At 67.0% G+C, this 21,907-nt stretch carries 24 protein-coding genes; 15 read left to right on the top strand and 9 right to left on the bottom strand.

Annotation, left to right across the window (positions count from 1 at the left end):
• Positions 1-113 precede the first annotated feature (113 nt).
• The gene (locus tag B215_RS0110650) at positions 114-581 is read right to left on the bottom strand and encodes a hypothetical protein (RefSeq protein ID WP_019369635.1); all 468 of its coding nucleotides are present in this window, start codon (positions 579-581) and stop codon (positions 114-116) included.
• Between the two features lie 22 nt (positions 582-603).
• The gene (locus B215_RS0110645) at positions 604-1,056 is read right to left on the bottom strand and encodes a PH domain-containing protein (RefSeq protein WP_019369634.1); all 453 of its coding nucleotides are present in this window, start codon (positions 1,054-1,056) and stop codon (positions 604-606) included.
• Between the two features lie 142 nt (positions 1,057-1,198).
• On the opposite strand from B215_RS0110645, the gene purB reads away from it, so the two are divergent.
• The 3 genes from purB to B215_RS0110630 all read left to right on the top strand — a co-directional run bounded on the left by purB (position 1,199) and on the right by B215_RS0110630 (position 5,725).
• Positions 1,199-2,515, top strand: coding sequence for an adenylosuccinate lyase (gene purB / locus B215_RS0110640; RefSeq protein WP_019369633.1), 1,317 nt, complete (start codon positions 1,199-1,201; stop codon positions 2,513-2,515).
• Positions 2,516-2,602: 87 nt separating this feature from the next.
• Positions 2,603-3,148 (top strand): biliverdin-producing heme oxygenase, encoded by a 546-nt coding sequence (locus B215_RS0110635; RefSeq protein ID WP_152997777.1) that lies wholly within the window; start codon positions 2,603-2,605, stop codon positions 3,146-3,148.
• Positions 3,149-5,725, top strand: coding sequence for an HWE histidine kinase domain-containing protein (locus tag B215_RS0110630; protein WP_019369631.1), 2,577 nt, complete (start codon positions 3,149-3,151; stop codon positions 5,723-5,725). It begins immediately after the preceding gene.
• A 181-nt stretch (positions 5,726-5,906) separates the two neighbouring features.
• Here the strand turns inward: B215_RS0110630 and B215_RS0110625 are convergent, their stop codons facing one another.
• Together B215_RS0110625 and B215_RS0110620 are read right to left on the bottom strand one after the other, a co-directional pair.
• Positions 5,907-6,392 (bottom strand): cupin domain-containing protein, encoded by a 486-nt coding sequence (locus B215_RS0110625; RefSeq protein ID WP_019369630.1) that lies wholly within the window; start codon positions 6,390-6,392, stop codon positions 5,907-5,909.
• 189 nt (positions 6,393-6,581) lie between these two features.
• Entirely contained in the window at positions 6,582-7,481 is a 900-nt protein-coding gene (locus tag B215_RS0110620; protein ID WP_019369629.1) for a LysR family transcriptional regulator, read from the bottom strand.
• Between the two features lie 123 nt (positions 7,482-7,604).
• Between B215_RS0110620 and B215_RS0110615 the strand changes: the two genes are divergently transcribed.
• On the top strand, positions 7,605-8,657 hold the full coding sequence (locus B215_RS0110615) for an NAD(P)-dependent alcohol dehydrogenase (protein WP_019369628.1): 1,053 nt from the start codon (positions 7,605-7,607) through the stop codon (positions 8,655-8,657).
• Positions 8,658-8,661: 4 nt separating this feature from the next.
• On the opposite strand, the gene B215_RS0110610 is transcribed toward B215_RS0110615, so the two are convergent.
• From B215_RS0110610 to dnaK, 4 genes are all read right to left on the bottom strand, one after another.
• Positions 8,662-10,284, bottom strand: a complete 1,623-nt coding sequence (locus B215_RS0110610) for an SEL1-like repeat protein (protein ID WP_026009160.1) — start codon at positions 10,282-10,284, stop codon at positions 8,662-8,664.
• An 81-nt stretch (positions 10,285-10,365) separates the two neighbouring features.
• Positions 10,366-11,034, bottom strand: coding sequence for a spermidine synthase (locus B215_RS0110605; RefSeq protein WP_019369626.1), 669 nt, complete (start codon positions 11,032-11,034; stop codon positions 10,366-10,368).
• Positions 11,035-11,176: 142 nt separating this feature from the next.
• The gene (dnaJ, locus tag B215_RS0110600; RefSeq protein WP_019369625.1) at positions 11,177-12,298 is read right to left on the bottom strand and encodes a molecular chaperone DnaJ; all 1,122 of its coding nucleotides are present in this window, start codon (positions 12,296-12,298) and stop codon (positions 11,177-11,179) included.
• Between the two features lie 123 nt (positions 12,299-12,421).
• The gene (gene dnaK / locus B215_RS0110595; RefSeq protein WP_019369624.1) at positions 12,422-14,332 is read right to left on the bottom strand and encodes a molecular chaperone DnaK; all 1,911 of its coding nucleotides are present in this window, start codon (positions 14,330-14,332) and stop codon (positions 12,422-12,424) included.
• A gap of 178 nt (positions 14,333-14,510) precedes the next feature.
• On the opposite strand from dnaK, the gene B215_RS0110590 reads away from it, so the two are divergent.
• Positions 14,511-14,945, top strand: coding sequence for a copper chaperone PCu(A)C (locus B215_RS0110590; RefSeq protein ID WP_019369623.1), 435 nt, complete (start codon positions 14,511-14,513; stop codon positions 14,943-14,945).
• A gap of 74 nt (positions 14,946-15,019) precedes the next feature.
• Here B215_RS0110590 and radC read toward each other — a convergent pair whose 3' ends face one another.
• A complete protein-coding gene (gene radC, locus B215_RS0110585) occupies positions 15,020-15,709 on the bottom strand; it encodes a RadC family protein (protein WP_019369622.1) in 690 nt (229 codons plus the stop codon).
• A 268-nt stretch (positions 15,710-15,977) separates the two neighbouring features.
• Between radC and B215_RS0110580 the strand changes: the two genes are divergently transcribed.
• From B215_RS0110580 to B215_RS0110535, 10 genes are all read left to right on the top strand, one after another.
• Entirely contained in the window at positions 15,978-16,262 is a 285-nt protein-coding gene (locus B215_RS0110580; protein ID WP_019369621.1) for an AtpZ/AtpI family protein, read from the top strand.
• 20 nt (positions 16,263-16,282) lie between these two features.
• A complete protein-coding gene (locus B215_RS0110575; protein WP_050990167.1) occupies positions 16,283-17,041 on the top strand; it encodes a F0F1 ATP synthase subunit A in 759 nt (252 codons plus the stop codon).
• A gap of 69 nt (positions 17,042-17,110) precedes the next feature.
• Positions 17,111-17,323, top strand: coding sequence for a F0F1 ATP synthase subunit C (locus B215_RS0110570; RefSeq protein WP_010544368.1), 213 nt, complete (start codon positions 17,111-17,113; stop codon positions 17,321-17,323).
• A gap of 21 nt (positions 17,324-17,344) precedes the next feature.
• Positions 17,345-17,839 (top strand): F0F1 ATP synthase subunit B family protein, encoded by a 495-nt coding sequence (locus B215_RS0110565; protein ID WP_019369619.1) that lies wholly within the window; start codon positions 17,345-17,347, stop codon positions 17,837-17,839.
• A complete protein-coding gene (locus tag B215_RS0110560) occupies positions 17,832-18,383 on the top strand; it encodes a F0F1 ATP synthase subunit B family protein (RefSeq protein ID WP_019369618.1) in 552 nt (183 codons plus the stop codon). The genes B215_RS0110565 and B215_RS0110560 overlap by 8 nt, the downstream gene beginning before the upstream one ends.
• A gap of 41 nt (positions 18,384-18,424) precedes the next feature.
• Positions 18,425-18,637: a hypothetical protein gene (locus B215_RS0110555; protein ID WP_152997775.1), complete on the top strand. Its 213-nt coding sequence runs from the start codon at positions 18,425-18,427 to the stop codon at positions 18,635-18,637.
• A gap of 129 nt (positions 18,638-18,766) precedes the next feature.
• Positions 18,767-19,408 (top strand): PepSY-associated TM helix domain-containing protein, encoded by a 642-nt coding sequence (locus tag B215_RS0110550; protein WP_019369616.1) that lies wholly within the window; start codon positions 18,767-18,769, stop codon positions 19,406-19,408.
• A 10-nt stretch (positions 19,409-19,418) separates the two neighbouring features.
• A complete protein-coding gene (locus B215_RS0110545) occupies positions 19,419-19,943 on the top strand; it encodes a DUF2271 domain-containing protein (RefSeq protein ID WP_019369615.1) in 525 nt (174 codons plus the stop codon).
• Between the two features lie 15 nt (positions 19,944-19,958).
• Positions 19,959-20,855, top strand: a complete 897-nt coding sequence (locus tag B215_RS0110540) for a DUF4198 domain-containing protein (RefSeq protein WP_019369614.1) — start codon at positions 19,959-19,961, stop codon at positions 20,853-20,855.
• Between the two features lie 98 nt (positions 20,856-20,953).
• Positions 20,954-21,847 carry an FAD:protein FMN transferase gene (locus B215_RS0110535; protein ID WP_019369613.1) on the top strand — a complete coding sequence of 298 codons (894 nt, stop codon included), beginning with the start codon at positions 20,954-20,956 and terminating at the stop codon, positions 21,845-21,847.
• Positions 21,848-21,907: the final 60 nt, after the last annotated feature.

The following is a 21,907-nucleotide window of genomic DNA, read 5'->3' as shown; positions in this document are numbered from 1 at the left end:
CCCGCGCGGCCGCAGTTCACGCCGCCGGCCGCACGCCCGGCGCCGCCCCCGCCGCCGCCGCGTCCCGTCGCCCCGCCGCAGCCGCACATGGAGCGCCGCCTGAATCCCGAGAACTAGCGGCAGGCTTGGGTGTCGAACGGCAGCAGCGTCGCCCAGGCCTCGATCGGCGGAGCGCCGGGCACGCACACGCCGTGCCGCGCGAGAAAGGCGTGGCGGACGAGCTCGGCCTGCTGCTCGATCCCATAGCGGGTGAAGCGCCGCACCGGATCGTAGCGATAGCGATAGCGGCAGAAGGGATGGCGGCTGAGCGGGAGGAACAGCCCGGACTGGTGCTGCCAGACATGCGTCATCTCGTGCAGGAACAGCGCCTGCAGATCGAGCGAGGCGGTGGCGAAATCGTCGCGATAGAGGCCACCGTCCGGGTGGAAATGGATGGTGCCGAGCGGTGCCATCACCGTGTTCCTGGACTGGAAAAATGCCCATTTGCGATTGCGCACGCCGGCGCGCGTATAGTCGATCGCATCGCCGAAGATCGTTCGGGACAGGCGGATTTCACCTTCGGTGAGGGGGCGGCGGTGCATCGCCTTCTAGATAGGGCGGCGGTCAGCCTTCGTGCAGGTCTTCGCGCACCATATCGAATTCGCGCACCCCGCGCAGGCGCCGGGCGTTGCTGACCAGCTCGCGCAGCTTTTCGCGGCGTTCGCGGGCATATTCGACGTCGCGGATCACCAGCGGGCCGCCGCGCGTGGTTTCGTCCGACGTGGTGATAGTGAGCGTGCCGATGCCCGAGATCTGGTTGACGATCGAGTAATCGAGCCGGACGTCCTTCACGCGGTACAGTTCGACCTCGTCGATCGATTTGCGGATGATGCCGCTGTAGAGGATCAGGCGATCCTCGGTCACTTCGTACAGCGCCGAATGGTTGCGGATCCAGCGGACGGCAAGGATCACCAGCCCCACGCCGACCAGGCAGAGCAGCAGGGTGCCCCAGCCGGCGAACGAGCCCTTCAGCCAGCCCCGCGTCGAACCGCGGAATCGATCGATCAATTGCGCCATGGCGCCATCATAGCTGCGCCCGGCGCGGCCGCAAGGCAGGGGCGCGGCGCTCGGTTGCCGCTATGGCCGGTCCTTGCTAGGGGCGGCCGCGTCGTTTCCGCCCGGACGTGCCGGGCGCCAACCTCCCGCACGAAGGAACGCCATGGTCCCCCGTTATGCCCGCGCCGCGATGACCGATATCTGGTCGCCGGAGACGCGCTTCGCCATCTGGTTCGAGATCGAGGCGCACGCCACGCAGGCGCTCGCCGACCTGGGCGTGGTGCCGCAGAGCGCGGCCAAGGCGCTGTGGGACTGGTGGGCGACCAAGCCGGCGATCGACGTCGCCGCGATCGACGCGATCGAGGCGGTGACCAAGCATGACGTGATCGCGTTCCTGACCTGGGTGGCCGAGCAGGTGGGCGAGGAAGCCCGCTTCATGCACCAGGGCATGACCAGCTCCGACGTGCTCGACACCTGCCTCGCGGTCCAGCTCGCCCGCGCCAGCGACCTGCTGCTCGCCGATATCGACGCGCTGCTGGAAGTGCTCGAGCGCCGCGCCCGCGAGCACAAGATGACGCCGACGATCGGCCGCAGCCACGGCATCCATGCCGAGCCGGTCACCTTCGGCCTCAAGCTCGCCGAGGCGCATGCCGAGTTCCAGCGCAACAAGGCGCGCCTGCTCGCCGCCCGCGCCGACATCGCCACCTGCGCGATTTCGGGTGCGGTCGGCACCTTCGCCAACATCGATCCGCGCGTCGAAGCGCATGTCGCCGAGAAGCTGGGGCTGAGCGTCGAGCCGGTGTCGACCCAGGTGATCCCGCGCGATCGCCATGCGATGTTCTTCGCGACGCTGGGCGTGATCGCTTCGTCGATCGAGCGCCTCGCGGTGGAGATCCGCCACCTGCAGCGCACCGAAGTGCTGGAGGCGGAAGAGTATTTCTCGCCCGGCCAGAAGGGCTCGTCGGCGATGCCGCACAAGCGCAATCCGGTGCTGACCGAGAACCTGACCGGCCTTGCCCGCATGGTGCGCGGCTATGTCACCCCAGCGCTGGAGAATGTCGCGCTGTGGCACGAGCGCGACATCAGCCACTCCTCGGTCGAGCGCTATATCGGCCCGGACGCGACGATCACGCTCGACTTCGCGCTCGCCCGCCTGACCGGCGTGGTCGACAAGCTGCTGGTCTATCCGGTGCGCATGCAGAAGAACCTCGATCGCATGGGTGGCCTGGTCCATTCGCAGCGCGTGCTGCTGGCGCTGACCCAGGCCGGCGTGAGCCGCGAGGACGCCTATCGCCTCGTCCAGCGCAATGCGATGAAAGTGTGGGAATCGGACGGCGAACTGTCGCTGATGGAATTGCTCAAGGCCGATCCGGAAGTCACCGCGGCGCTGAGCCCGGACGTGATCGAAGAGAAGTTCGACCTGGGCTATCATTATCGCCATGTCGACACGATCTTCGCCCGCGTGTTCGGCGCGGCGTGAAGCAGCCGCATCGGCCCTAATGGAACGGATATAGGACAGGCGCTTTGTGTCCGTCGTGTATCCCCTTCTGCCGATCGAACTGCCCGCGTGACTCCGACGCATCGCCGTTTGCGCGAGGCGACCAGCGCGGCGCATGAACGCGTCGATGCGCTGTTCGGGCGGTTCGACCTGCAGCGGCGCGCGGACTATGCCGCGCTGCTCGCCGCACATGCCGAAGCGCTGCTGCCGGTGGAGGCGCTGCTCGATCGCGGCGGCGCCGAGGCGCTGACGGCAGACTGGCCGCAGCGGCGGCGTGGCGACGAGATCCTTGCCGATCTGGACGCGCTGGGCATCACGCCCGCGCCGGCCGAAACGGGCGATTCCGTACCGGAACCGGCCGCGATGGCGGGCATGCTCTACGTGCTGGAAGGATCGCGGCTCGGCGGGCGCTTCTTGGTGCGATCGGTGCCGGAGCACTGGCCGAAAGCCTATCTGGCGAGTCCTCAGCCATCGCATATGTGGCCAGAATTGCTGGCGAAACTTGATTCGTTGTTATACGATCCGACATTAGTGGACGTCGCCGTCACTGCCGCCAACCAGACCTTCGGTCGGTTCGAGGCCGCCGGGGCAAGGTGGCTGGGCAAGGTGAGTTGAGTGGCGTTAGACGACGGCGTATTCCAGGTCGACCTGACCAATTGTGATCGCGAACCGATCCACCAGCTGGGAGCAATTCAACCCTTCGGCTTCCTGATCGCGTTCTCGAGCGATTGGCTGATCCAGCGCGCCTCGGCCAACATGCCGCGCTATTTCGACCTGCCGGCGGAAGAGATGCTGGGCACCCATGCCAGCACCTATTTCGAGGACGATGCGATCCACGCGCTGCGCAACCGGCTGACGCTGCTGCGCGGCGAGGATGCGCTGGAGCGGCTGTTCGGGATCAAGGCACTGCGCGGGCACAGCCAGGCCTATGACCTGGCGCTGCACGTCAGCGGCGATTCGATCATCGTCGAAGGCGAGCCGTGCACGGCGGACTCGGCGGGCGATACCGCCAGCACGCTGCGCGCGATGATGGGCCGGCTGGACGAGAAGGCGACGCTGGCCGATTTCTTCCGCGAAGGCGCGCGGCAGGTGCGGGCGCTGACCGGGTTCGACCGGGTGATGGTCTATCGCTTCGAACGCGACGGATCGGGCGTGGTGGTGGCGGAGGCGGCGCGCAGCGGCATCGGCAGCTTCCTGGACCTGCGCTATCCGGCGACCGACATTCCCGCCCAGGCGCGCAAACTGTATCTGCGCACGCCGTTCCGGATCATCGCCGACGTGCATAGCGAACCGGTGCCGATCCTGCCGCAGCGCGACGAAACCGGCGCGCTGATCGACCTGTCGCTCTCAGTGCTGCGATCGGTATCGCCGATCCATATCGAATATCTGAAGAACATGGGGGTGAAAGCATCCCTGTCGATCTCGATCATCGTCGAAGGGAAACTGTGGGGCCTGTTCGCCTGCCATCATTATGGCGGGCCGCGCTGCCCCGGATTCGAACGGCGATCGATGGCCGAGCTGTTCGGCCAGATGTTCGCGCTGAAGCTGGAGAGCCGCGAGCGCAAGGAGCTTTCCGCCTATGAAGCGGCGGCGCGCGCGACGAGCGACCGGCTGCTGGCGGCGGTGGCGAGCGACGGCGGGCTGCTCGACGATCCCGAATGGCTGGGCAGCCGGCTACGCGAAGTGGTGCCGTGCGACGGCATCGCGATCTGGATCGGCGGCAAGGTGGCGTATAGCGGCGTCACCCCGCCGCCCGCATCCTTCGCGACGATTGTGCGGCGGCTGAACGCGATGGCATCCGGCCGGGTGTTCGCGACCGACCATCTCGCCGATGTGCTGCCGCAGGCGGCGGACTATGCCGATATCGGCGCGGGGCTGCTGGCGATCCCGATCAGCCGGAGCCCGCGCGACTATGTGCTGCTGTTCCGTCAGGAAATGGTGCGTTCGGTGACCTGGGCGGGCGACCCGCACAAGCCGGTGGAACTGGGGCCGCACGGCGCCCGACTGACACCGCGGCAGAGCTTCGAGGCATGGAGCCAGGAAGTCCGCGGCCGATCGTTGCCGTTCACCGAGGCCGAGATGCGCATCGCCGAAGTGCTGCGCGCCTCGCTGATCGAAGTTGTGCTGCGCCTGTCCGACGACGCGCAGGAAGAACGGCAGCGTGCGTCCGAACGGCAGGAACTGCTGATCGCCGAGCTGAACCACCGGGTGCGCAACATTCTGGGCCTGATCCGCGGGCTGGTGCGCCAGTCGCGCGCGCCGGGAATCGATGCCGCCGCCTATATCCGACTGCTGGAAGGGCGAATCGAAGCGCTCGCCCGTGCGCACGACCAGATCACCGAGGATAATTGGGCGCCGGCGCCGATGGGCCGGTTGCTGCGCACCGAGGCCGCCGCCTATCTGGGCGAGCGTTCCGGCCGGCTGGAGCAGGATGGGCCGATGGTGCTGCTGCGCCCGGCCGCCTTTTCGACGCTGGCGCTGGTGTTCCACGAGCTGATGACCAACTCCGCCAAATATGGCGCACTTTCCGACAGCGGCATCGTATCGGTGCGCTGGTGGCTGGATGCCGACGGCGATTGCCGCATCGAATGGCGCGAGCGCGGCGGGCCGGCGGTGCAGCCGCCGACGCGGCAGGGTTTCGGCACGACGATCATCCAGCGATCGGTACCGTACGACCTGGGCGGCAAGGCGGTGGTGCGGTACCCGCTGACCGGGCTGGAGGCAGAGTTCTGCATCCCGGCGCGGCACGTGGTGCTGGACGGCGAAGCCACGGCGAAGCACGGCAAGAGCGTGGAAGAACCGGTGCCGGTGGTGAGCGACGGCACGCTGCGGCCGGTGCTGAAGGGCCAGGTGCTGCTGGTGGAAGACAGCCTGATCATCGCCATGGACGCCGAGGACATTCTGGCGCGGCTGGGCGCCGAGCGGGTGGTGACGGTGGCGTCGATCAGCGCTGCGATGGAGGAGATCGACGCCGGCACGTTCGATGTCGCGATCCTCGACGTCAATCTGGGTGCGGAGACGAGCTTGCCGATCGCCGACCGGCTGCGGGCGGAAGGCATGCCCTATGCCTTCGCCACCGGCTATGGCGAGCAGCTGCAGCTGGGCGAGGAGCATGCCGGCGTGCCGGTGCTGCAGAAGCCGTACACCGCAGTGAATATGGGCCGGATGCTGGAAGGCCTGCTGGAGCGGTAGCGGACGTCATGCTTCCCCCTGCACGGGAAGGTGGAACATTTGCGTGCGCACACGGGGCGGGACGACGCGAGACGCGGCGGCTCCGTCGGATGAACGAGCCCGCGCCTGGCGGCGTGGCCCCTCCGCTCTCGCTGGCAGCCGCGGTTCCCCTTCCCGAGACTCGCCCGGGGAGGAATTCGGGTCACTTCCCCTTGGGCAGCTTGATTCCCAGTAGCACCAGCCGTTGCCCGGTGATGCCGAACCAGTGGGGCACGCCGGCCGGAACGAGCAGGACGTCGCCGGGGGCAAGCGGGCGGCTGGTGCCGCCGTCGATGCGGCTCCCTTCGACCAGATCGGCGCGGCGCGTTTCCGGATCGGCGAGGGTGCCGCCGGAAACGAGCGTGCCAGCACCTTCCAGCACGATGGCATATTCGCCGTCGGCAGGGTGGACCGCGGGCTTACCGGGCTTCTTCCATATCTCGATCGCCGCGATCTGCGCGCCGTCGCGGACCAGCGGACGCCACATAAAGCCCTGGTCGGGCTTCATCTCCGCCAGCATGGCGCGAATCTGGGCCTGGACATCCTTGGCGCCGGCGAAGGCGGTCGCATCAGTGGCAGTCTGCGCAGAGGCCGAAAGGGGCAGCAGCGCCGCCGCGGCAAGGGCGCAGGCACAAACAAGGGTCTTCACGGCATCTCTCCCGATATCGGCTTGGAATGGCTGGCGGATCAGACTGCCATAGCCGGAGCACGCCGAACAGCGCGGCATGGTCTTATACCAAGCTGCGCTGATTAAGGACGTATGCTGTCTTACCGCGTCATCCCGGCTTTCGCCCGCGTGACGGTCCTCGCGCGATGCTGCCGGTTCCCGCCCCAAGCCTCAACCATCGCCGCGCCAGCGCAACCGATCTACCAGCAGCGCGAAGGCGGGGGTCGGCTGGCGGCGGCTGGGATAATAAAGGTGATAGCCGGCAAAGGGCGGCGAGAAGCGGGTCAGCACCGCTTCCAGCGCGCCGGTTGCCAAATGCGGCTGCACCACCGCATCGGGTAGGCAGGCGATGCCGAAGCCGTCGAGCGCCGCGCGCAGGATGGGGAAGACCGAGGAGAAGGTGAGGGGCCCGTCTACCCAGACCTTGCGTTCGCGGCCGTCCTCTTCGAATTCCCAGGCGTAGAGACCACCATAGGTGGGCAGGCGCAGGTTGATGCAGGCATGGGCGGTGAGATCCTCAATCGCCTGCGGCCGGCCGGCGCGATCGAAATAGGCCGGAGAAGCGATCGCGAGCATTCGCGCATCCGGGCCGATCGGCACGGCCACCATGTCCTTGGCGATGATGTCGCCGAAGCGCACACCGGCATCGAACCGCTCCGCGACGATATCGGTGAGGCGATAGTCGGTATCGATCTCGACCCGAATGTCCGGGAACTCGCGCAGGACCGGGGTGAGGCGCGGCCAGAGCAGCGTCTTCAGCGAATGTTCGTCGGCGCTGATCCGGACGAGGCCGGCGGGCTTGTCGCGCAACGCGCTGAGCGCCGCCACCTCCGCCTCGATCTCGTCCAGCCGGGGGGCGAGCGTGGCGAACAGCCGTTCCCCAGCCTCGGTGAGATTGACGCTGCGGGTCGTGCGGTGGAGCAGGCGCACGCCCAGCCGTTCCTCCAGCCCGCGCATCGCATGGCTGAGGGCGGAAGGCGTGACGCCGCTCTGCGCCGCCGCGCGGGTGAAGCTACGCTGGCGGGCGACGGCAAGGAAGGCAGCGAGTTCGGACAGTTGCTGGCGGTTCATTGCTGAACTCTATTCAACACTGCATGCAGATTCCAGCGGCTAATCGCAGGATCGCCGGCGCCCCATATCAGCGGACAGGGGCCGTTCGGCCCCGCGTTTTACCACCATCCAAGGGGATCCCGCATGGCCACCAAAGCCTATGGCGCCTATGCCGCCGACAAGCCGCTCGAACCGATCGACATCGAACGCCGCGCGCCGGGTGCGCACGACGTGCAGATCGACATTCTCTATTGTGGCGTGTGCCACTCGGACCTGCACCAGGTGAAGTCCGAATGGGAAGGCACGCTATACCCCTGCGTGCCGGGCCACGAGATCGTCGGCCGGGTGAGCGCGGTGGGCGAGCATGTCGCCAAGTTCGCGGTCGGCGACGTGGTGGGTGTCGGCTGCATGGTCGACAGCTGCCAGCACTGCGCCGCGTGCGACGAGGGGCTGGAGCAATATTGCGAGAATGGCTTTGTCGGCACCTATAACGGTCCGACGCCGGATGCGCCCGGCCATACGCTGGGCGGCTATTCGCAACGCATCGTCGTCAGCGACCAGTTCGTGCTGAAGGTGTCGCATGGCGAGGAGGATCTCGCCGCGGTCGCGCCGCTGCTTTGCGCGGGCATCACCACCTGGTCGCCGCTGCGCCACTGGCAGGTGGGGCCGGGCAAGAAGGTGGGCATCGTCGGCATCGGCGGGCTCGGCCATATGGGCGTGAAGCTGGCGCACGCGCTGGGCGCGCATGTCGTCGCCTTCACCACCTCCGAGAGCAAGCGCGCCGATGCGCTGGCGCTGGGCGCCGACGAGGTTGTCGTTTCGCGCGACGCGGAAGCCATGGCGGCGCACGCCAACAGCTTCGACTTCATCCTCGATACGGTCGCGGCAAGCCATGATCTGGATGCGTTCACCGCGCTGCTGAAGCGCGACGGCACGCTGACGCTGGTGGGCGTGCCCGAGCATGCCCATCCCTCGCCCAACGTCGCGGCGCTGATCTTCAAGCGGCGCTCGATCGCCGGATCGCTGATCGGCGGCATCGCCGAGACGCAGGAAATGCTCGATTTCTGCGCCGAGCACGGCATCGTCGCCGAGATCGAGATGATCCGCGCCGACGAGATCGAGGCCGCCTATGCGCGCATGCTGAAGAGCGACGTTAAGTACCGTTTCGTCATCGACATCGCATCGATGGGCGCGTGACCGCTCAGCGGCGGGTGAGCGAGGCCTGCGCCGCGGCGCGTTCGGCCGGGCTCATCCGCCGCTCGAGCGCGGCAACGGCGGCGGGTGCGGCCTGGTGCTGCAGCGCTGCCGCGCGCGTGAGCCAGACCCAGGCGTTGACCATGTCCTTGTCGCCGCCCTGGCCCTGGATCTGCATCGCGGCGAGATCGACCATGCCGTCGGCATCGCCGCGATGGGCGCCCTGTTCGAACCAGCGGCGCGCGATGGCATCATCTTTCGCCACCTGCTTGCCTTCGTAGAAATAGGTGCCGAGCGCGACCATTGCGGCGGCATTCCCGGCCAGCGCCGCGCGCTTGTAGAGGCCGATCGACTGTTCGGGATCGGCCTTCACCCCCCGACCGAGATCATAGGCACGGGCAAGCGCGTAAAGCGCGTCGGCGTTTTCGTGGCGCGCCGCGGCCTGGTACCAGGCGAACGCTTCGCGCTCGTCGCGCTTCACACCATCGTCGCCGGTTTCCAATATGCGGGCGAGCGCCACTTGCGCCGCGGGAAGGTCCAGCTTTGCCGCCCGCCGGTAATAAGCAACGGCCTTGGCTACATCCCGGCTACCGTCTGCTCCGTCGAAGTAGATATCGCCCAGCATCTTGGCGGCGGGCACATGCCCAACATCCCAAGCACGGTCGAACCACTTGCGCGAGGCTTGGGGATCCTTGGGGATGCCCCGATACCCGGTGCGGTAGAGGTTCCCGAGAATGACCGCGGCCTCGCCCGAAGCGGTGTTGAGCGCGGGCTGATCGGGATCGAATACAGGTATATCGGTGATCGGGTTGAATCGCGCCGTTGCCGCCCTTTCAAGCCAGCGCACCCCCTCCGCCGGATCGCTCTGTTCCCCCAGCCCCATCAGGTAGAGCTTGCCGAGATAGAGCGCGGCCTCGTCGCCGCCGGTCTGGAACGACAGCTTGTTTACCGCCTTTTTGAACCAGGGCAGCGATTCGGCGAAGCGCCGCTGATCGAACAACAGGAGCGCGATCGGCAGGCTGGTGTCGCGGCCGGTGCGGAACAGGCTTGCATCGGTCTTCTGCGTCGGGCCTGCATAGTCGACCGGGATGGTGAGCGGCCGGCCGGTCACTTCGGGACTGCCGCCGTTCGGCTGATAGCTGGCGCGACAGATCGCGGCGATATCGTCGAGCGACGCACGGGCCAAGGGATTTGCACCAGCATTGCTGTCGTCACCAATCGACGTCGGCAGGCTGGCGGTCGAATCGATGAAGCCGGAAAAAAGCGCTGCCGTGCCGAAGCGGCTTTTCGGCGGCGTCGGCAGCGGCGAACCCACCGGCACGAGCGGCGGCGCGCTGTAATCGGGATTGCGGGGCATGCGCGTTGGCAGATGCACGGGCGGGCCGAGCACGCCGTTCGCGACAGCCGTGGTGCTGAGCGCGGCAAAATACGGGTTCCGCGCCAGCGTCTCGCAGGTAGCGGATCGCGGCGCTTCGGCAGCGGGCATGCGCTCGCTGCGCACCAGAATGTCGCTCTGAAGCTCGTGTGGAATGTCGACCTGTGTCTGCGCCGCAGCCGATCCGCCAAAAAAAACCGATCCGCCAGCAAGTAGCAGCACAACAAACCGGCCGAACGTACAATCCTTCCCCATGATCCTGCCTCGCGTAGCGCAAATAGCGCAGTGGGCCTTCGCGTGGATTAAGTCAGACGTGGGCCGATTTGTCCAGAAGGTTCAGCGCCGCTTGCCGAACCAGATCACATGACGTGGGCCCTTACCATTCTGGCGGGCGCGGACGGCGACTTCTTCGACCAGAAAGCCCGAATCGCGCATGCGGCGGGCGAAGGCGGGGTCGGGAGCGGCCGACCAGACGGCGAGGATGCCGCCGGGGCGCAGCGCCTGACGAGCCGAATCGAGCCCGCGCATCGAATAGAGGCCGTCATTGCCGACACGCGTCAGCCCGTCCGGGCCGTTATCGACATCGAGCAGGATCGCGTCATAGGCGCCGTGGCCGCCGGCGATCACGCGTCCGACATCGTCGAAGATCAGCTGCACGCGCGGATCGTCGAGGCAGCCATTGGTGAGCGCCGCCATCGGCCCGCGCGCCCAGTCGACGATCTTCGGGACCAGTTCGGCCACCGTGACCCTGGCGTTGCTGCCGAGCACCGCCAGCGCGGCGCGGAGGGTGAAGCCCATGCCGTAGCCGCCGATCAGACCCCGCGCCTCGCGCTTGCCGAGCCGCTCGAGCGTCATCACCGCGAGCGCCTCTTCCGAACCGCTCATCCGGCTGTTCATCAGTTCGTTGCGTTCGAGCACGATCATGTGATCGTCGCCCCGGCGAAACAGCCGCAAGGGCTCGCCGCCGGGGACGTCGGCGGTGTCAAGCAGTTCGCGAGGGGTCATGCGACTAACTTTTTGCTGTCATCCCGGCGGAAGCCGGGATCCATTCGGCACTCCGGTCCGGCAAGAGCCGTGACGATGACCCCAATGGATTCCGGCTTCCGCCGGAATGACGGCTTGTAGGACAGACCCACTACTTCCAAACTCAACCGAGCGCCGCCTTCAGCTTGGCGAAGAAGCCGCTGGCCTGCGGGCATTCCTCGCCCGTCTCGGTCTTGCGGAATTCCTCGAGCAGCTCGCGCTGGCGGGCGCTGAGCTTGGTCGGCGTCTCCACTTCGAGCCGGACGACCAGATCGCCGCGGCCGCGGCCTTGAAGCACCGGCATGCCGGCGCCGCGTTGGCGCACTTCGCGGCCGGACTGGGTGCCGGCATGGATCTTGATCACATGTTCCTCGCCATCGAGGCCCGGAATGTGGATCTCGCCGCCCAGGGCCGCCGTGGTGAAGCTGATCGGCGCAGTGGCGTACAGCGTCGTGCCCTGACGCTCGTAGATCGAATGGCGGGTGACGTGGAGGAAGATGTAGAGATCGCCTGCGGGCGCCCCACGCGCGCCGGCCTCGCCTTCGCCAGTCAGGCGGATGCGGGTGCCTTCGTCGACGCCGGGTGGAATCTCGATCTTGAGCGTCTTGGTCTTGTCGGTCCGGCCCTCGCCGCGGCAGGTGCGGCAGGGTTCGGCGATCACCTCGCCGGCGCCGTGGCAGGCGGGGCAGGTGCGTTCGACCATGAAGAAGCCCTGCTGCGCGCGCACCTTGCCGTGGCCGGCGCAGGTGGTGCAGGTCTTGGCCTTGGTGCCCGGCGTCGCGCCCGAGCCGTGGCAGCTGTCGCAGGGGCCGGAGACGTCGATGGTGATCTCGGTCGAATGGCCGTGGAACGCCTGTTCGAGCGAGATTTCCATGTCGTAGCGCAGGTCCGCGCCGCGCCGCTGGGGCCGGCCGCCGCCGCGCCCGCCGCCCATGAACTCGCCGAACACGCTTTCGAAAATATCGCTGAACGCGCCGAAATCGCCCTGACCGCCATGATGGCCGCCGCCGCCGCCGTTCTGGAAGGCGGCATGGCCGAAGCGGTCGTACGCCGCGCGCTTCTGGGGGTCCTTCAGGCAGTCATAGGCTTCGCTGATCGCCTTGAACTTCGCCTCGGAATCCTTGCACCCGGCATTCTTGTCCGGGTGATACTTCATCGCGAGCTTGCGGTAGGACGATTTGATCGTCGCATCGTCCGCGGTGCGCTCGACTTCGAGCAGTTCGTAATAATCGACTTCGGTGGTCATCCAGCAAGCCCTCTCCCCATCAAGGGACAGGGAGAAAGACCAGGCCGATGCCGGATCGCATCGACCATGCCCGCTCCCCCCATCCCCGGCCCTCTCCCCGGCGGGGAGAGGGAGGGGCGTTCGTTACGCCTTGTTGTCGTCCACTTCCGAGAACTCGGCGTCGACCACTTCCTCGGCCCCGGCGTCGCCGCCGGCCGCGGCGCCCGCGTTCGGCGAGGCGTTTTCGGCAGCCTGCTTCTCGTAAATCGCCTGGCCGAGCTTCATCGCCACCTGGGCGAGGTTCTGAGCCTTGGCGGTCATCGCATCGGCATCACCGCTCTCGATCGCCGACTTGGTCTCGGCGATCGCCGTCTCGATCTCGCCCTTCAGCGACGCGTCAACTTTGTCGCCGTTTTCGGCGAGCTGACGCTCGGTGGTGTGGACGAGGCTCTCGGCGTTGTTCTTGGCTTCGGCCGCGGCACGACGCTTCTTGTCGTCCTCAGCGAACTTCTCGGCATCGCGCACCATCTGTTCGATGTCGCCATCCGAAAGGCCGCCCGAGGCCTGGATGCGGATCTGCTGCTCCTTGCCGGTGCCCTTGTCCTTGGCAGACACGTTGACGATGCCGTTGGCGTCGATGTCGAAGGTGACTTCGATCTGCGGCACGCCGCGCGGCGCCGGCGGGATGCCGACCAGGTCGAACTGACCCAGCATCTTGTTGTCGGCCGCCATCTCGCGCTCGCCCTGGAAGACGCGGATCGTCACCGCCTGCTGATTGTCGTCAGCGGTGGAATAGACCTGCGACTTCTTGGTCGGGATCGTGGTGTTGCGGTCGATCATGCGGGTGAACACGCCGCCCAGCGTCTCGATGCCGAGGCTCAGCGGGGTCACGTCGAGCAGCAGCACGTCCTTGACGTCGCCCTGGAGCACGCCGGCCTGGATCGCCGCGCCGATCGCGACGACTTCGTCCGGGTTCACGCCGGTGTGCGGCTCCTTGCCGAAGAAGTCCTTCACGACCTGACGGACCTTGGGCATGCGGGTCATGCCGCCGACGAGCACAACTTCGTCGATCGCGTCGGCCTTGACGCCCGCATCGGCCAGCGCCTTGCGGCACGGCTCGAGCGTGCGCTTGATCAGGTCGTCGACCAGACGCTCCAGATCGGCACGGGTGATGTTCTTCACCAGGTGCTTCGGGCCGTTCTGGTCGGCGGTGATGAAGGGCAGGTTGACCTCGGTGGTCTGGGCCGAGCTGAGCTCGATCTTCGCCTTCTCGGCCGCTTCCTTCAGGCGCTGGAGGGCCAGCTTGTCCTTGGTCAGGTCGATGCCCTCGACCTTCTTGAACTCGTCGGCCAGGAACTGGACGATCGTCGAGTCGAAATCCTCGCCGCCCAGGAAGGTGTCGCCGTTGGTCGCCTTCACCTCGAACACGCCGTCGCCGATTTCGAGGACGGAGATGTCGAAGGTGCCGCCGCCAAGGTCATAGACCGCGATGGTCTTGTTGTTGTCCTTGTCGAGGCCATAGGCGAGCGCCGCGGCCGTCGGCTCGTTGATGATGCGCAGCACCTCGAGGCCGGCGATCTTGCCGGCGTCCTTGGTCGCCTGGCGCTGGGCGTCGTTGAAGTAGGCGGGGACGGTGATCACCGCCTGCGTCACGCTCTCGCCGAGGTACGATTCGGCGGTTTCCTTCATCTTCTGCAGGATGAAGGCCGAGATCTGCGACGGGCTGTATTCCTCGCCGCCGGCCTTGACCCAGGCGTCGCCGTTCGAGCCGCGCGCGATCGTGTAGGGCACCAGCTCGGTGTCCTTCTTGGTCACGGGGTCGTCGAAGCGGCGGCCGATCAGGCGCTTCACCGCGAAGATGGTGTTGTCCGGGTTGGTCACCGCCTGGCGCTTGGCCGGCTGGCCGATCAGACGCTCGCCATCCTTGGCGAAGGCGACGATCGACGGCGTGGTGCGTGCGCCTTCGACATTTTCGATGACCTTGGGCTTGCCGCCTTCCATCACGGCGACGCAGCTGTTGGTCGTGCCCAGGTCGATACCGATAACTTTAGCCATGGTCCTCGTTGGCCCCCACAATCGAAACAAAAGGGTTCATAAGCGTTCTCCAGATGCCGGCCCCAGAAGTGGCGACCGCCGTCCAGATGTCCGAGGGGGGATATAGGTGCGTCGTGCCTTGCCGCAAGACGGCGGGGTTCCTACAAGATTTTCCAAATCATGATGAGGGAGGGTGCCGATGCGGACTCTGGCTGCGCTGGTTGCGGGAACGATACTGGCGGCCTGTTCGCCCCAGGCGGACGGCGTGAAGGTGGAGAACGCCTGGATTCGCCTTCCCGCGGTGGAAGGGCAGCCGGGGGCGGCCTATTTCACGCTGCAGGGCGGGCGGGAATCGGAGGCGCTGATTTCGGTTTCCACTCGCGCGGCCGATCGCACCGAACTTCACGAAAGCGTGCAGGGTGAAGGCGGCGTGATGACGATGGCGCCGCTGCAGCGCATCGATGTGCCGGTGGGCGGCGCCGTGAAATTCGCCCCGGGCGGCAAGCATGTGATGCTGTTCGGCGTGGTGCCCAATGTGCACGCCGGGGAAAAAATTCCAATCACGCTGCATTTCGCGAGCGGCCGGGCGGTGACGACCATGGCCGATCTGGCTGCGCCAGGCGCGGTGCGCTGAAAGCCCCGTCGGTGAAATTGCGCGTCCCTCCCTCTCTTGCCGGGAGGGGCTTGGTCTTCGCGATCGCGCGGGGTTCAGATCAGCCCCTTGGCGCGGAGACTGACATGACCTTCGCTGCCGATGACGACGTGATCGTGAACTAGAATGCCCAGCGGCTTGCCCGCCTCGGCGATCCGGCGCGTGATGTCGATATCGGCGCGGCTGGGGCTGGGGTCGCCCGAGGGGTGGTTGTGGACGAGGATCAGCGCGGCCGACCCCAGGTGCAGCGCGCGGCGGATGACTTCGCGGACATAGACCGGCGCCTCGTCCACCGAGCCTTCGTTCATCAGCTCGTCGCGCACCAGCATGTTGCGCGTGTTGAGATGCAGCACGCGAAACCGCTCGATCGTATGGGGTGCCATATCTGCCCGCAGATAGTCGAGCAGCGCCTGCCAGTTGGCGAGTACCGGCTGCTCGCGCACCCGCGCCTGAAGCAGGCGCAGCGCCGCGGCGTGCACCGCTTTCAGCGCCGCGATGTTGGTGTCCTTCATGCCCTTCACGCGCGCGATCGCCTCGGCATCGGCGGTGAGCAGACCGGCGATGCCACCGAACTCCGCCAGCAGCGCCTTGGCGAGCGGTTTGGTGTCGATGCGGGGGATAGTGAGGGCGAGTAGATATTCGACCAGTTCATGGTCCAGCAGCGCATCCGGCCCGCCTTCGAACAGGCGCTGGCGCAGGCGGGCGCGGTGGCCGTTATTTTCCACTTCGGGCGCGTCGGCGGGCATGGACGCGACTATGCAGGCGCGGACGAGGCGCTGCAATCGCGCGCGGCCCCAAGACGTCGTAGCGGCAGGCCGGGGCAGCATCGCCAAGTGCGACTGACGTCGCTCTCGACGCCCAAGAATCCGCACGAGCGAGGCGGGCGGCACAACGGTTGACTCGGTCGATTGGTCTTCCTAAAGCGCCCGTACATCGCAGCTTCTGGCTGTCGATGCTGTATGTCGCCCGCCCGATGCGCGGCGGCTTTTTCATATCTGGATCGCCGTGCTCGCTTTGTCTGACGACCCTGCCCGTACCGACCTCGACCGTCGCATCGCCGATGCGAAGGCAGCGGCGCGTGGCGAGATCGTGCAGGCGCCCAAGCCCCAAAAGGGCTATAAGCAGGGTTCGCGCGTGCTGGCCGAGCTGATCGGCGCGCCGCTGGGCGGGTTCGTGATCGGATATGCGCTCGATCGCTGGCTGGGAACGAGCCCCTGGGGGCTGCTGATCCTGCTGGCGGTGAGCGTGTTCGTGGCGTTTCGCAACATCTACAAGATTTCGAAGGAGCGCGCGGAGTGAGCGCCGGCAAAATCGATCCGATGGAGCAGTTTCAGGTCGAACCGCTGTTCGGCCGTCATATCGAACTGTTCGGCTATGACATCTCCTTCACCAATTCTGCGCTGTTCATGTTCGTCGTGGCAGCGTTGCTGTTCGTGTTCATGATCGGTGGCATGCAGCGCAAGCTGATCCCCGGCAAATGGCAGCTGATGGTGGAAGGCGCCGTCGGTTTCATCGATTCGATGGTGACCGTGAACATCGGCAAGGGCGGCAAGAAATTCGCGCCGTACATCTTCTCGCTGTTCTTCTTCATCCTCTTCGCGAACCTGATCGGCGTGCTGCCGCTGGCGATCCTGCCCGGCCTGCACACCTTCGCGGTTACCAGCCACATCACCGTTACCGCGGTGCTCGCCTTCTTCTCGTTCGGCATCGTGCTGGCGGTCGGCCTGATCAAGCACGGCTTCAAGTTCTTCTCGCTGTTCGTGCCGCACGGCGCGCCGGCGTGGCTGATGCCGGTGATCATCCCCGTCGAGCTGGTCTCGTTCCTGGTGCGCCCCTTCTCGCTGGGCCTGCGACTGTTCGTCGCGATGACCGCGGGGCACATCCTGCTCGAGGTGTTCGGCAGCTTCGTGGTGCAGGGCTTTGGCAGCGGCACGCCGCTGGGCGGCGTCGTCGGCGTGCTGAGCTTCGCGATGATCGTGGGCGTGAGCGCGCTCGAGCTGCTGGTCTGCGCGATCCAGGCCTATGTGTTCGCGCTGCTGACCTCGCTGTATCTCCACGACGCGGTGCACCTGCACTAAGTCGCCGAATTTTATCGTTTTGGTTTTTTCGAATTTTCTAGGGAGCTAGACATGACTGATCTGGGTGCAATGTACATCGGTGCCGGCCTTGCGGCGATCGGTATCGGCCTGGCCGCGCTGGGCGTGGGCAACGTGTTCGGTTCGTTCCTCGAAGGCGCGCTGCGCAATCCGGGTGCGGCTGACGGCCAGCAGGGCCGCCTGTTCATCGGTTTCGCCGCGTCGGAACTGCTGGGCCTGATCGCGTTCGTCGTCGCGATCCTGATCCTCTTCGTCGTCAAGTAAGCAGAACGGGGGCCTCGGCCGATGCCGCAGTTAGATCAGATCCCGGAGATCTACGCCTCGCAGCTGTTCTGGCTCGCGATCGTATTTGCCCTGATCTACTTCGGGATCGGCAAGGCGATGGTTCCGAAGATCGAGCGGACGATGGAAGATCGCTCCGCCCGCATCGCCGGCGACATCGCCGCAGCCGAAGCCGCGCGGGATGCCGCGCGCGCATCGGACGAGGCCTATCAGGCGGGGCTGGAAGCCGCCCGTGCCGAAGCGCTGCGGGTGACCGGCGGCGCCAAGGCGCAGGCTTCCGCCGCGACCGAAGCGGCGGTGAAGGCCGCCGCTGCCGCCGATGAGGCGCGCATCGCCAGCGCTCTGCAGGCGATCGACGTCCGCACCGGCGAGGCACTCGCGGAAATCGAAACCGCCGTGGTCGATTCCGTCGAAGCGATCGTGGCGCGCCTTTCCGGCGTGCAGGTCGACCGCGGCACCATCGAACGCAATGTGAAGGCTGCGCTGACCCATGGCTGAGGCAACCCATTCCCTGAGCGCCGAAGTGGGCACTGCAGAGTTGCACCACGAACCCGCCGTGCTTGGCATCACCGCGGCCGGCTGGGTCGCGCTGTCGATGCTGACGGTGGTGGTGATCATCCTGCTGGCGCGGGTGCCGTCGATGGTCTCCAAGGCGCTCGACAAGCAGATCAACGGCATTCGCCTGCAGCTCGATGAGGCTGCCAAGCTGCGCGCCGAAGCCGAGGCGCTGCTGGCCGACGCCAAGGCCCGGACGGCTTCGAGCGAAGCTGATGCGCGCCAGATCGTCGCCAACGCCGAAGCCGAAGCGGCGGCGATGAAGGCGAAAGCAGAGGCCGATGCGGCCGAGCTGACCGCGCGTCGCGCCCGGATGGCCGAAGACAAGATCGGCGCTGCCGAGCGCGCGGCGGTGCAGGCGATTCGTGCCAAGGCCGCCGACGCGGCGACGAGCGCTGCTGCGGCGATCATCGCCGAGAATCACGGCGCATCTGCCGACAAGCCCATCGTCGATCGGGCGATCGCCGGTCTCGGCCGACTGAACTGAACCGGCTGGCGCCGCCGCCTGCCGCCTGCCAAAGAGTGGCCATGCGCGGCGCCCAACCCAAATCCTATCGCTGGCTGAGCGTCGGTGCCCTGGTGGCGCTGGCGCTCGCTGCGTTCGTGGCGGTGGTGGCCGTGCGACGCGCGGGCGAGGAGCATCGCCGCGCCCATGACGTGAAGGCGCAGGCAGAGCGAGCGATCCAGCGCATCGAGGCACGGCTGAACGCGCTGGAGAACGAGGCGGCAGCCGACCAATAGGACGTGCACGTGCTTGCATAGGGCGAGGCGGCCCAGGGCACCCGCGACGATCGCTTTTCCTGATTGCAGTTGCGAATCGTTCGCGTTATGCGGATTCATCGAATCCCAAACCGAGATCGCGCCCTTCCAATGCATGCTTCGTCCCCGCCGCTTGCGCGCAAGCGCAGCCGCAAGAGCTTCTGGCTCAAGCAGCTCCATACCTGGCACTGGATGAGCTCCGCGATCAGCCTGATCGGGCTGCTGCTGTTCGCGATCACCGGCTTCACGCTGAACCACGCCGCCGATATCGAAGGCGCGCCGGCGACCCGCGATCGTGCGGTGCAGCTGCCGCCTGCGCTTGCCCGCAGCCTTGCCCCCGACGACCAGCCCGATGCCAAGAAGCCGCTGCCCGCCCCTGTCGCGACGTGGATCGAGCAGGAGCTGCAGCTGCCTGCCGCTGGCGTGGCGGAATGGTCCGCCGATGAGATCTACCTGGCGCTGCCGCGACCGGGAGGCGACGCCTGGGTGGCGATTGCGCGCGATACCGGCAAGGTGACCAGCGAAGTCACCACGCGCGGCTGGATCGCCTACCTCAACGACCTGCACAAGGGCCGCAACGCCGGGACCGCGTGGAAGTGGTTCATCGACATCTTCGCCTTTGCCTGCCTGGTGTTCACGCTCACCGGGCTGGTGCTGCTGTGGATGCACAGCAAGCACCGCCGCAGCACCTGGCCGCTGGTGACGGCCGGCCTCGCCATTCCTGCGCTGATCGCGCTGCTTCTGATACACTGAGGGGGACCGCATGTATTTTCGCCTGACCGGATGGACCACCGCTGCATTGGGGGCCGGCGCGTTGCTGCCGGGTTCCGCCGCGGCGCAGACGCTGGATCTCTCGATCGAGCTGCCACGCATGACCGTGGCCGAGTATCACCGCCCCTATGTAGCGGTGTGGCTGGAGAAGGAAGGCGCCGCGCCACACACGCTTTCGGTGTGGTACGATGTCGACAAGCGCGGCGGCGAAGGCACCAAATGGCTGCGCGACGTGCGGCAATGGTGGCGGGCATCGGGGCGGACGATGAACTTCCCGGCGGATGGCATAAGCGGTGCCACCCGCGCGCCGGGCGTCCACAAGCTGCGGCTGGTGGCGGGCAAGGGCGGCATGCCGGCGATCACCCCCGGCAATTATGTGCTCGTCGTCGAAGCGGCGCGCGAGGTTGGCGGGCGCGAACTGGTCCGCCTGCCGTTCCGCTGGAACGGCAGCGGCGCCACCGCCACCGCCAAAGGCAACGCCGAACTCGGCACCGTATCCATCGCACTCAAGCGCTAACCGGAGGCCAATCCCATGCAATTCCGCAAGCCGATCCTCGCCATGGCCGCCATCGTCGCGCTCGCCGCCCCCGCGGCATGGGCGCACCGCATGTGGCTGTTGCCGTCTTCGACCGTGATTTCCGGCACCGACAATTGGGTGACCGTGGATGCCGCGGTGTCGAACGACCTGTTCTTCTTCGATCACCGGCCGATGGCGGCGATCCCCACCATCACCCAGCCCGACGGCAGCGAGGGCAAGGTGGAGCATCACGCGGTGGGCCAGTTCCGCGCCACCTTCGACGTGCACCTGACGCAGCAGGGGACGTATCGGATCGCGGTGGTGAACGAAGGGGTGTTCGGCCGCTACACGCTGAACGGCGAAACCAAGATGCTGCCGCGCGGCACCACCAAGGCGCAGCTGGCCACCGCCATCCCGGCCGGCGCCACCAATGTGCAGACCAGCGAGACGCTGATGCGCAACGAGATCTTCGTGACGCAGGGCGCACCCACCAAGACGATCTTCAAGCCCACCGGCCGGGGCATCGAGCTGGTGCCGGTGACGCACCCCAATGATCTGGTGGCGGGCGAGGCCGCGACCTTCCAGTTCCTGCTCGACGGCAAGCCGGCCGCCGGCCTGTACATCACCGCCATCCCCGGCGGCATCCGCTATCGCGACAGCCTGAAGCAGATGGATCTGCGCACCGATTCGCAGGGCCAGGTGAAGATCACCTGGCCGGAGCCGGGCATGTACTGGCTGAACGTGACCCCCAACGCGCCGCAGGAACGCCGCGAACCCGGCGCCGGTGGCCCGCAGCCCGGCGGTGCGGCACCGCAGCCCGGCGCAGGCGGCCCGCAGCCGGGGCCCGGCATGGGCGTTCCTTCCGGCCGCCGAGTAAGCTACACGACGACGCTGGAGGTACTGGCACCCTGATCGCCGAACCACGTATCGCTCTGCCGGCCAACCTGTCTCCGGCGGCGTTCCAGCGCCGCCGGTCTACCGCGCCTGTCGCCACGCTGGGCGGGACGACGATGGGCACCAGCTGGCGGCTGGTGGTCGTCGATCCGCCCGAGGATGTGCGGGACTGCGTGGAAGCGGTGCTGGCACGGATGATCGGCGAATTCAGCCATTATGAGCCAAGCTCGCGGGTCGGCAGGTTCAACCGCATGCGGCTGGGCCAGTGGCAACCGCTGTCGCCCGAGGCGATGCGGGTGCTGGATGCCGCCTTCGCGGTTTGCGAACGGAGCGACGGCGCGTTCGATCCGGCCACAGGTGTGCTGGTGGACCTTTGGGGTTTCGGACCGGCCGGGCCGCGCCAGGACCTGCCCAGCGCCTATGCGCTGGGGGAGGCGCGGAGCATGTCCGGCGTGCGCCACCTGGAATATGACCGCGAGGAGCGGCGCATCCGCCGCCGCGAAGCCGCACAGATCGACCTTTCCGGCATCGCCAAGGGCTATGCCGTCGATGCGATTGCCGAACGGCTGGTGTCGCAGGGGATCGAGGACTTTCTGATCGAGATCGGCGGCGAACTGCGCGGCGAAGGCATCAAGCCCGACGGCCAGCCCTGGTGGGTGGAGCTGGAGGCGGTGCCGGGCGCGCGGCTGGCTCCGCTGCGGATCGCGTTGCACGGCCTGTCGGTAGCCACGTCCGGCGATTATCGCCGCTTCTTCGACCATGGCGGCCGCCGCTATGCGCATAGCATCGATCCGCGCACCGGCTGCCCGGTGGCGAACCAGGTCGTGTCGGTATCGGTGCTCCACCGCGAGGCGATGCTGGCCGACGCTTGGGCGACGGCGCTGACCGTGCTCGGCCCCGCGGGCATGTCGGTCGCCGAGCGGGAGGGGCTGGCCGCGCATCTGGTGACGCGCGAGGCCGGTGGTTTCGCGGAGCAACTGTCGCCGGCGCTGCAGGCGATGCTCGGCTGATCGGAGCCGCACCAGGAGACGTCTCTCGTCCCCGACACGATCGTCTATCCTATTGTCATC

Source organism: Sphingomonas sp. ATCC 31555, assembly GCF_000282895.1.
Taxonomy (GTDB): domain Bacteria; phylum Pseudomonadota; class Alphaproteobacteria; order Sphingomonadales; family Sphingomonadaceae; genus Sphingomonas.
This window is presented reverse-complemented; position numbering and strand designations above follow the sequence as displayed.

Excerpts from the sequence above, each read along its gene's own strand:
- B215_RS0110650 (WP_019369635.1), bottom strand. The coding sequence starts at position 581 with ATGCACCGCCGCCCCCTCACCGAAGGTGAAATCCGCCTGTCCCGAACG.
- B215_RS0110645 (WP_019369634.1), bottom strand. The coding sequence starts at position 1,056 with ATGGCGCAATTGATCGATCGATTCCGCGGTTCGACGCGGGGCTGGCTG.
- purB (WP_019369633.1), top strand. The coding sequence starts at position 1,199 with ATGGTCCCCCGTTATGCCCGCGCCGCGATGACCGATATCTGGTCGCCG.
- B215_RS0110620 (WP_019369629.1), bottom strand. The coding sequence starts at position 7,481 with ATGAACCGCCAGCAACTGTCCGAACTCGCTGCCTTCCTTGCCGTCGCC.
- B215_RS0110615 (WP_019369628.1), top strand. The coding sequence starts at position 7,605 with ATGGCCACCAAAGCCTATGGCGCCTATGCCGCCGACAAGCCGCTCGAA.
- B215_RS0110610 (WP_026009160.1), bottom strand. The coding sequence starts at position 10,284 with ATGGGGAAGGATTGTACGTTCGGCCGGTTTGTTGTGCTGCTACTTGCT.
- B215_RS0110605 (WP_019369626.1), bottom strand. The coding sequence starts at position 11,034 with ATGACCCCTCGCGAACTGCTTGACACCGCCGACGTCCCCGGCGGCGAG.
- dnaJ (WP_019369625.1), bottom strand. The coding sequence starts at position 12,298 with ATGACCACCGAAGTCGATTATTACGAACTGCTCGAAGTCGAGCGCACC.
- dnaK (WP_019369624.1), bottom strand. The coding sequence starts at position 14,332 with ATGGCTAAAGTTATCGGTATCGACCTGGGCACGACCAACAGCTGCGTC.
- B215_RS0110590 (WP_019369623.1), top strand. The coding sequence starts at position 14,511 with ATGCGGACTCTGGCTGCGCTGGTTGCGGGAACGATACTGGCGGCCTGT.
- radC (WP_019369622.1), bottom strand. The coding sequence starts at position 15,709 with ATGCCCGCCGACGCGCCCGAAGTGGAAAATAACGGCCACCGCGCCCGC.
- B215_RS0110575 (WP_050990167.1), top strand. The coding sequence starts at position 16,283 with ATGGAGCAGTTTCAGGTCGAACCGCTGTTCGGCCGTCATATCGAACTG.
- B215_RS0110570 (WP_010544368.1), top strand. The coding sequence starts at position 17,111 with ATGTACATCGGTGCCGGCCTTGCGGCGATCGGTATCGGCCTGGCCGCG.
- B215_RS0110565 (WP_019369619.1), top strand. The coding sequence starts at position 17,345 with ATGCCGCAGTTAGATCAGATCCCGGAGATCTACGCCTCGCAGCTGTTC.
- B215_RS0110560 (WP_019369618.1), top strand. The coding sequence starts at position 17,832 with ATGGCTGAGGCAACCCATTCCCTGAGCGCCGAAGTGGGCACTGCAGAG.
- B215_RS0110555 (WP_152997775.1), top strand. The coding sequence starts at position 18,425 with ATGCGCGGCGCCCAACCCAAATCCTATCGCTGGCTGAGCGTCGGTGCC.
- B215_RS0110550 (WP_019369616.1), top strand. The coding sequence starts at position 18,767 with ATGCATGCTTCGTCCCCGCCGCTTGCGCGCAAGCGCAGCCGCAAGAGC.
- B215_RS0110545 (WP_019369615.1), top strand. The coding sequence starts at position 19,419 with ATGTATTTTCGCCTGACCGGATGGACCACCGCTGCATTGGGGGCCGGC.
- B215_RS0110540 (WP_019369614.1), top strand. The coding sequence starts at position 19,959 with ATGCAATTCCGCAAGCCGATCCTCGCCATGGCCGCCATCGTCGCGCTC.
- B215_RS0110535 (WP_019369613.1), top strand. The coding sequence starts at position 20,954 with ATGGGCACCAGCTGGCGGCTGGTGGTCGTCGATCCGCCCGAGGATGTG.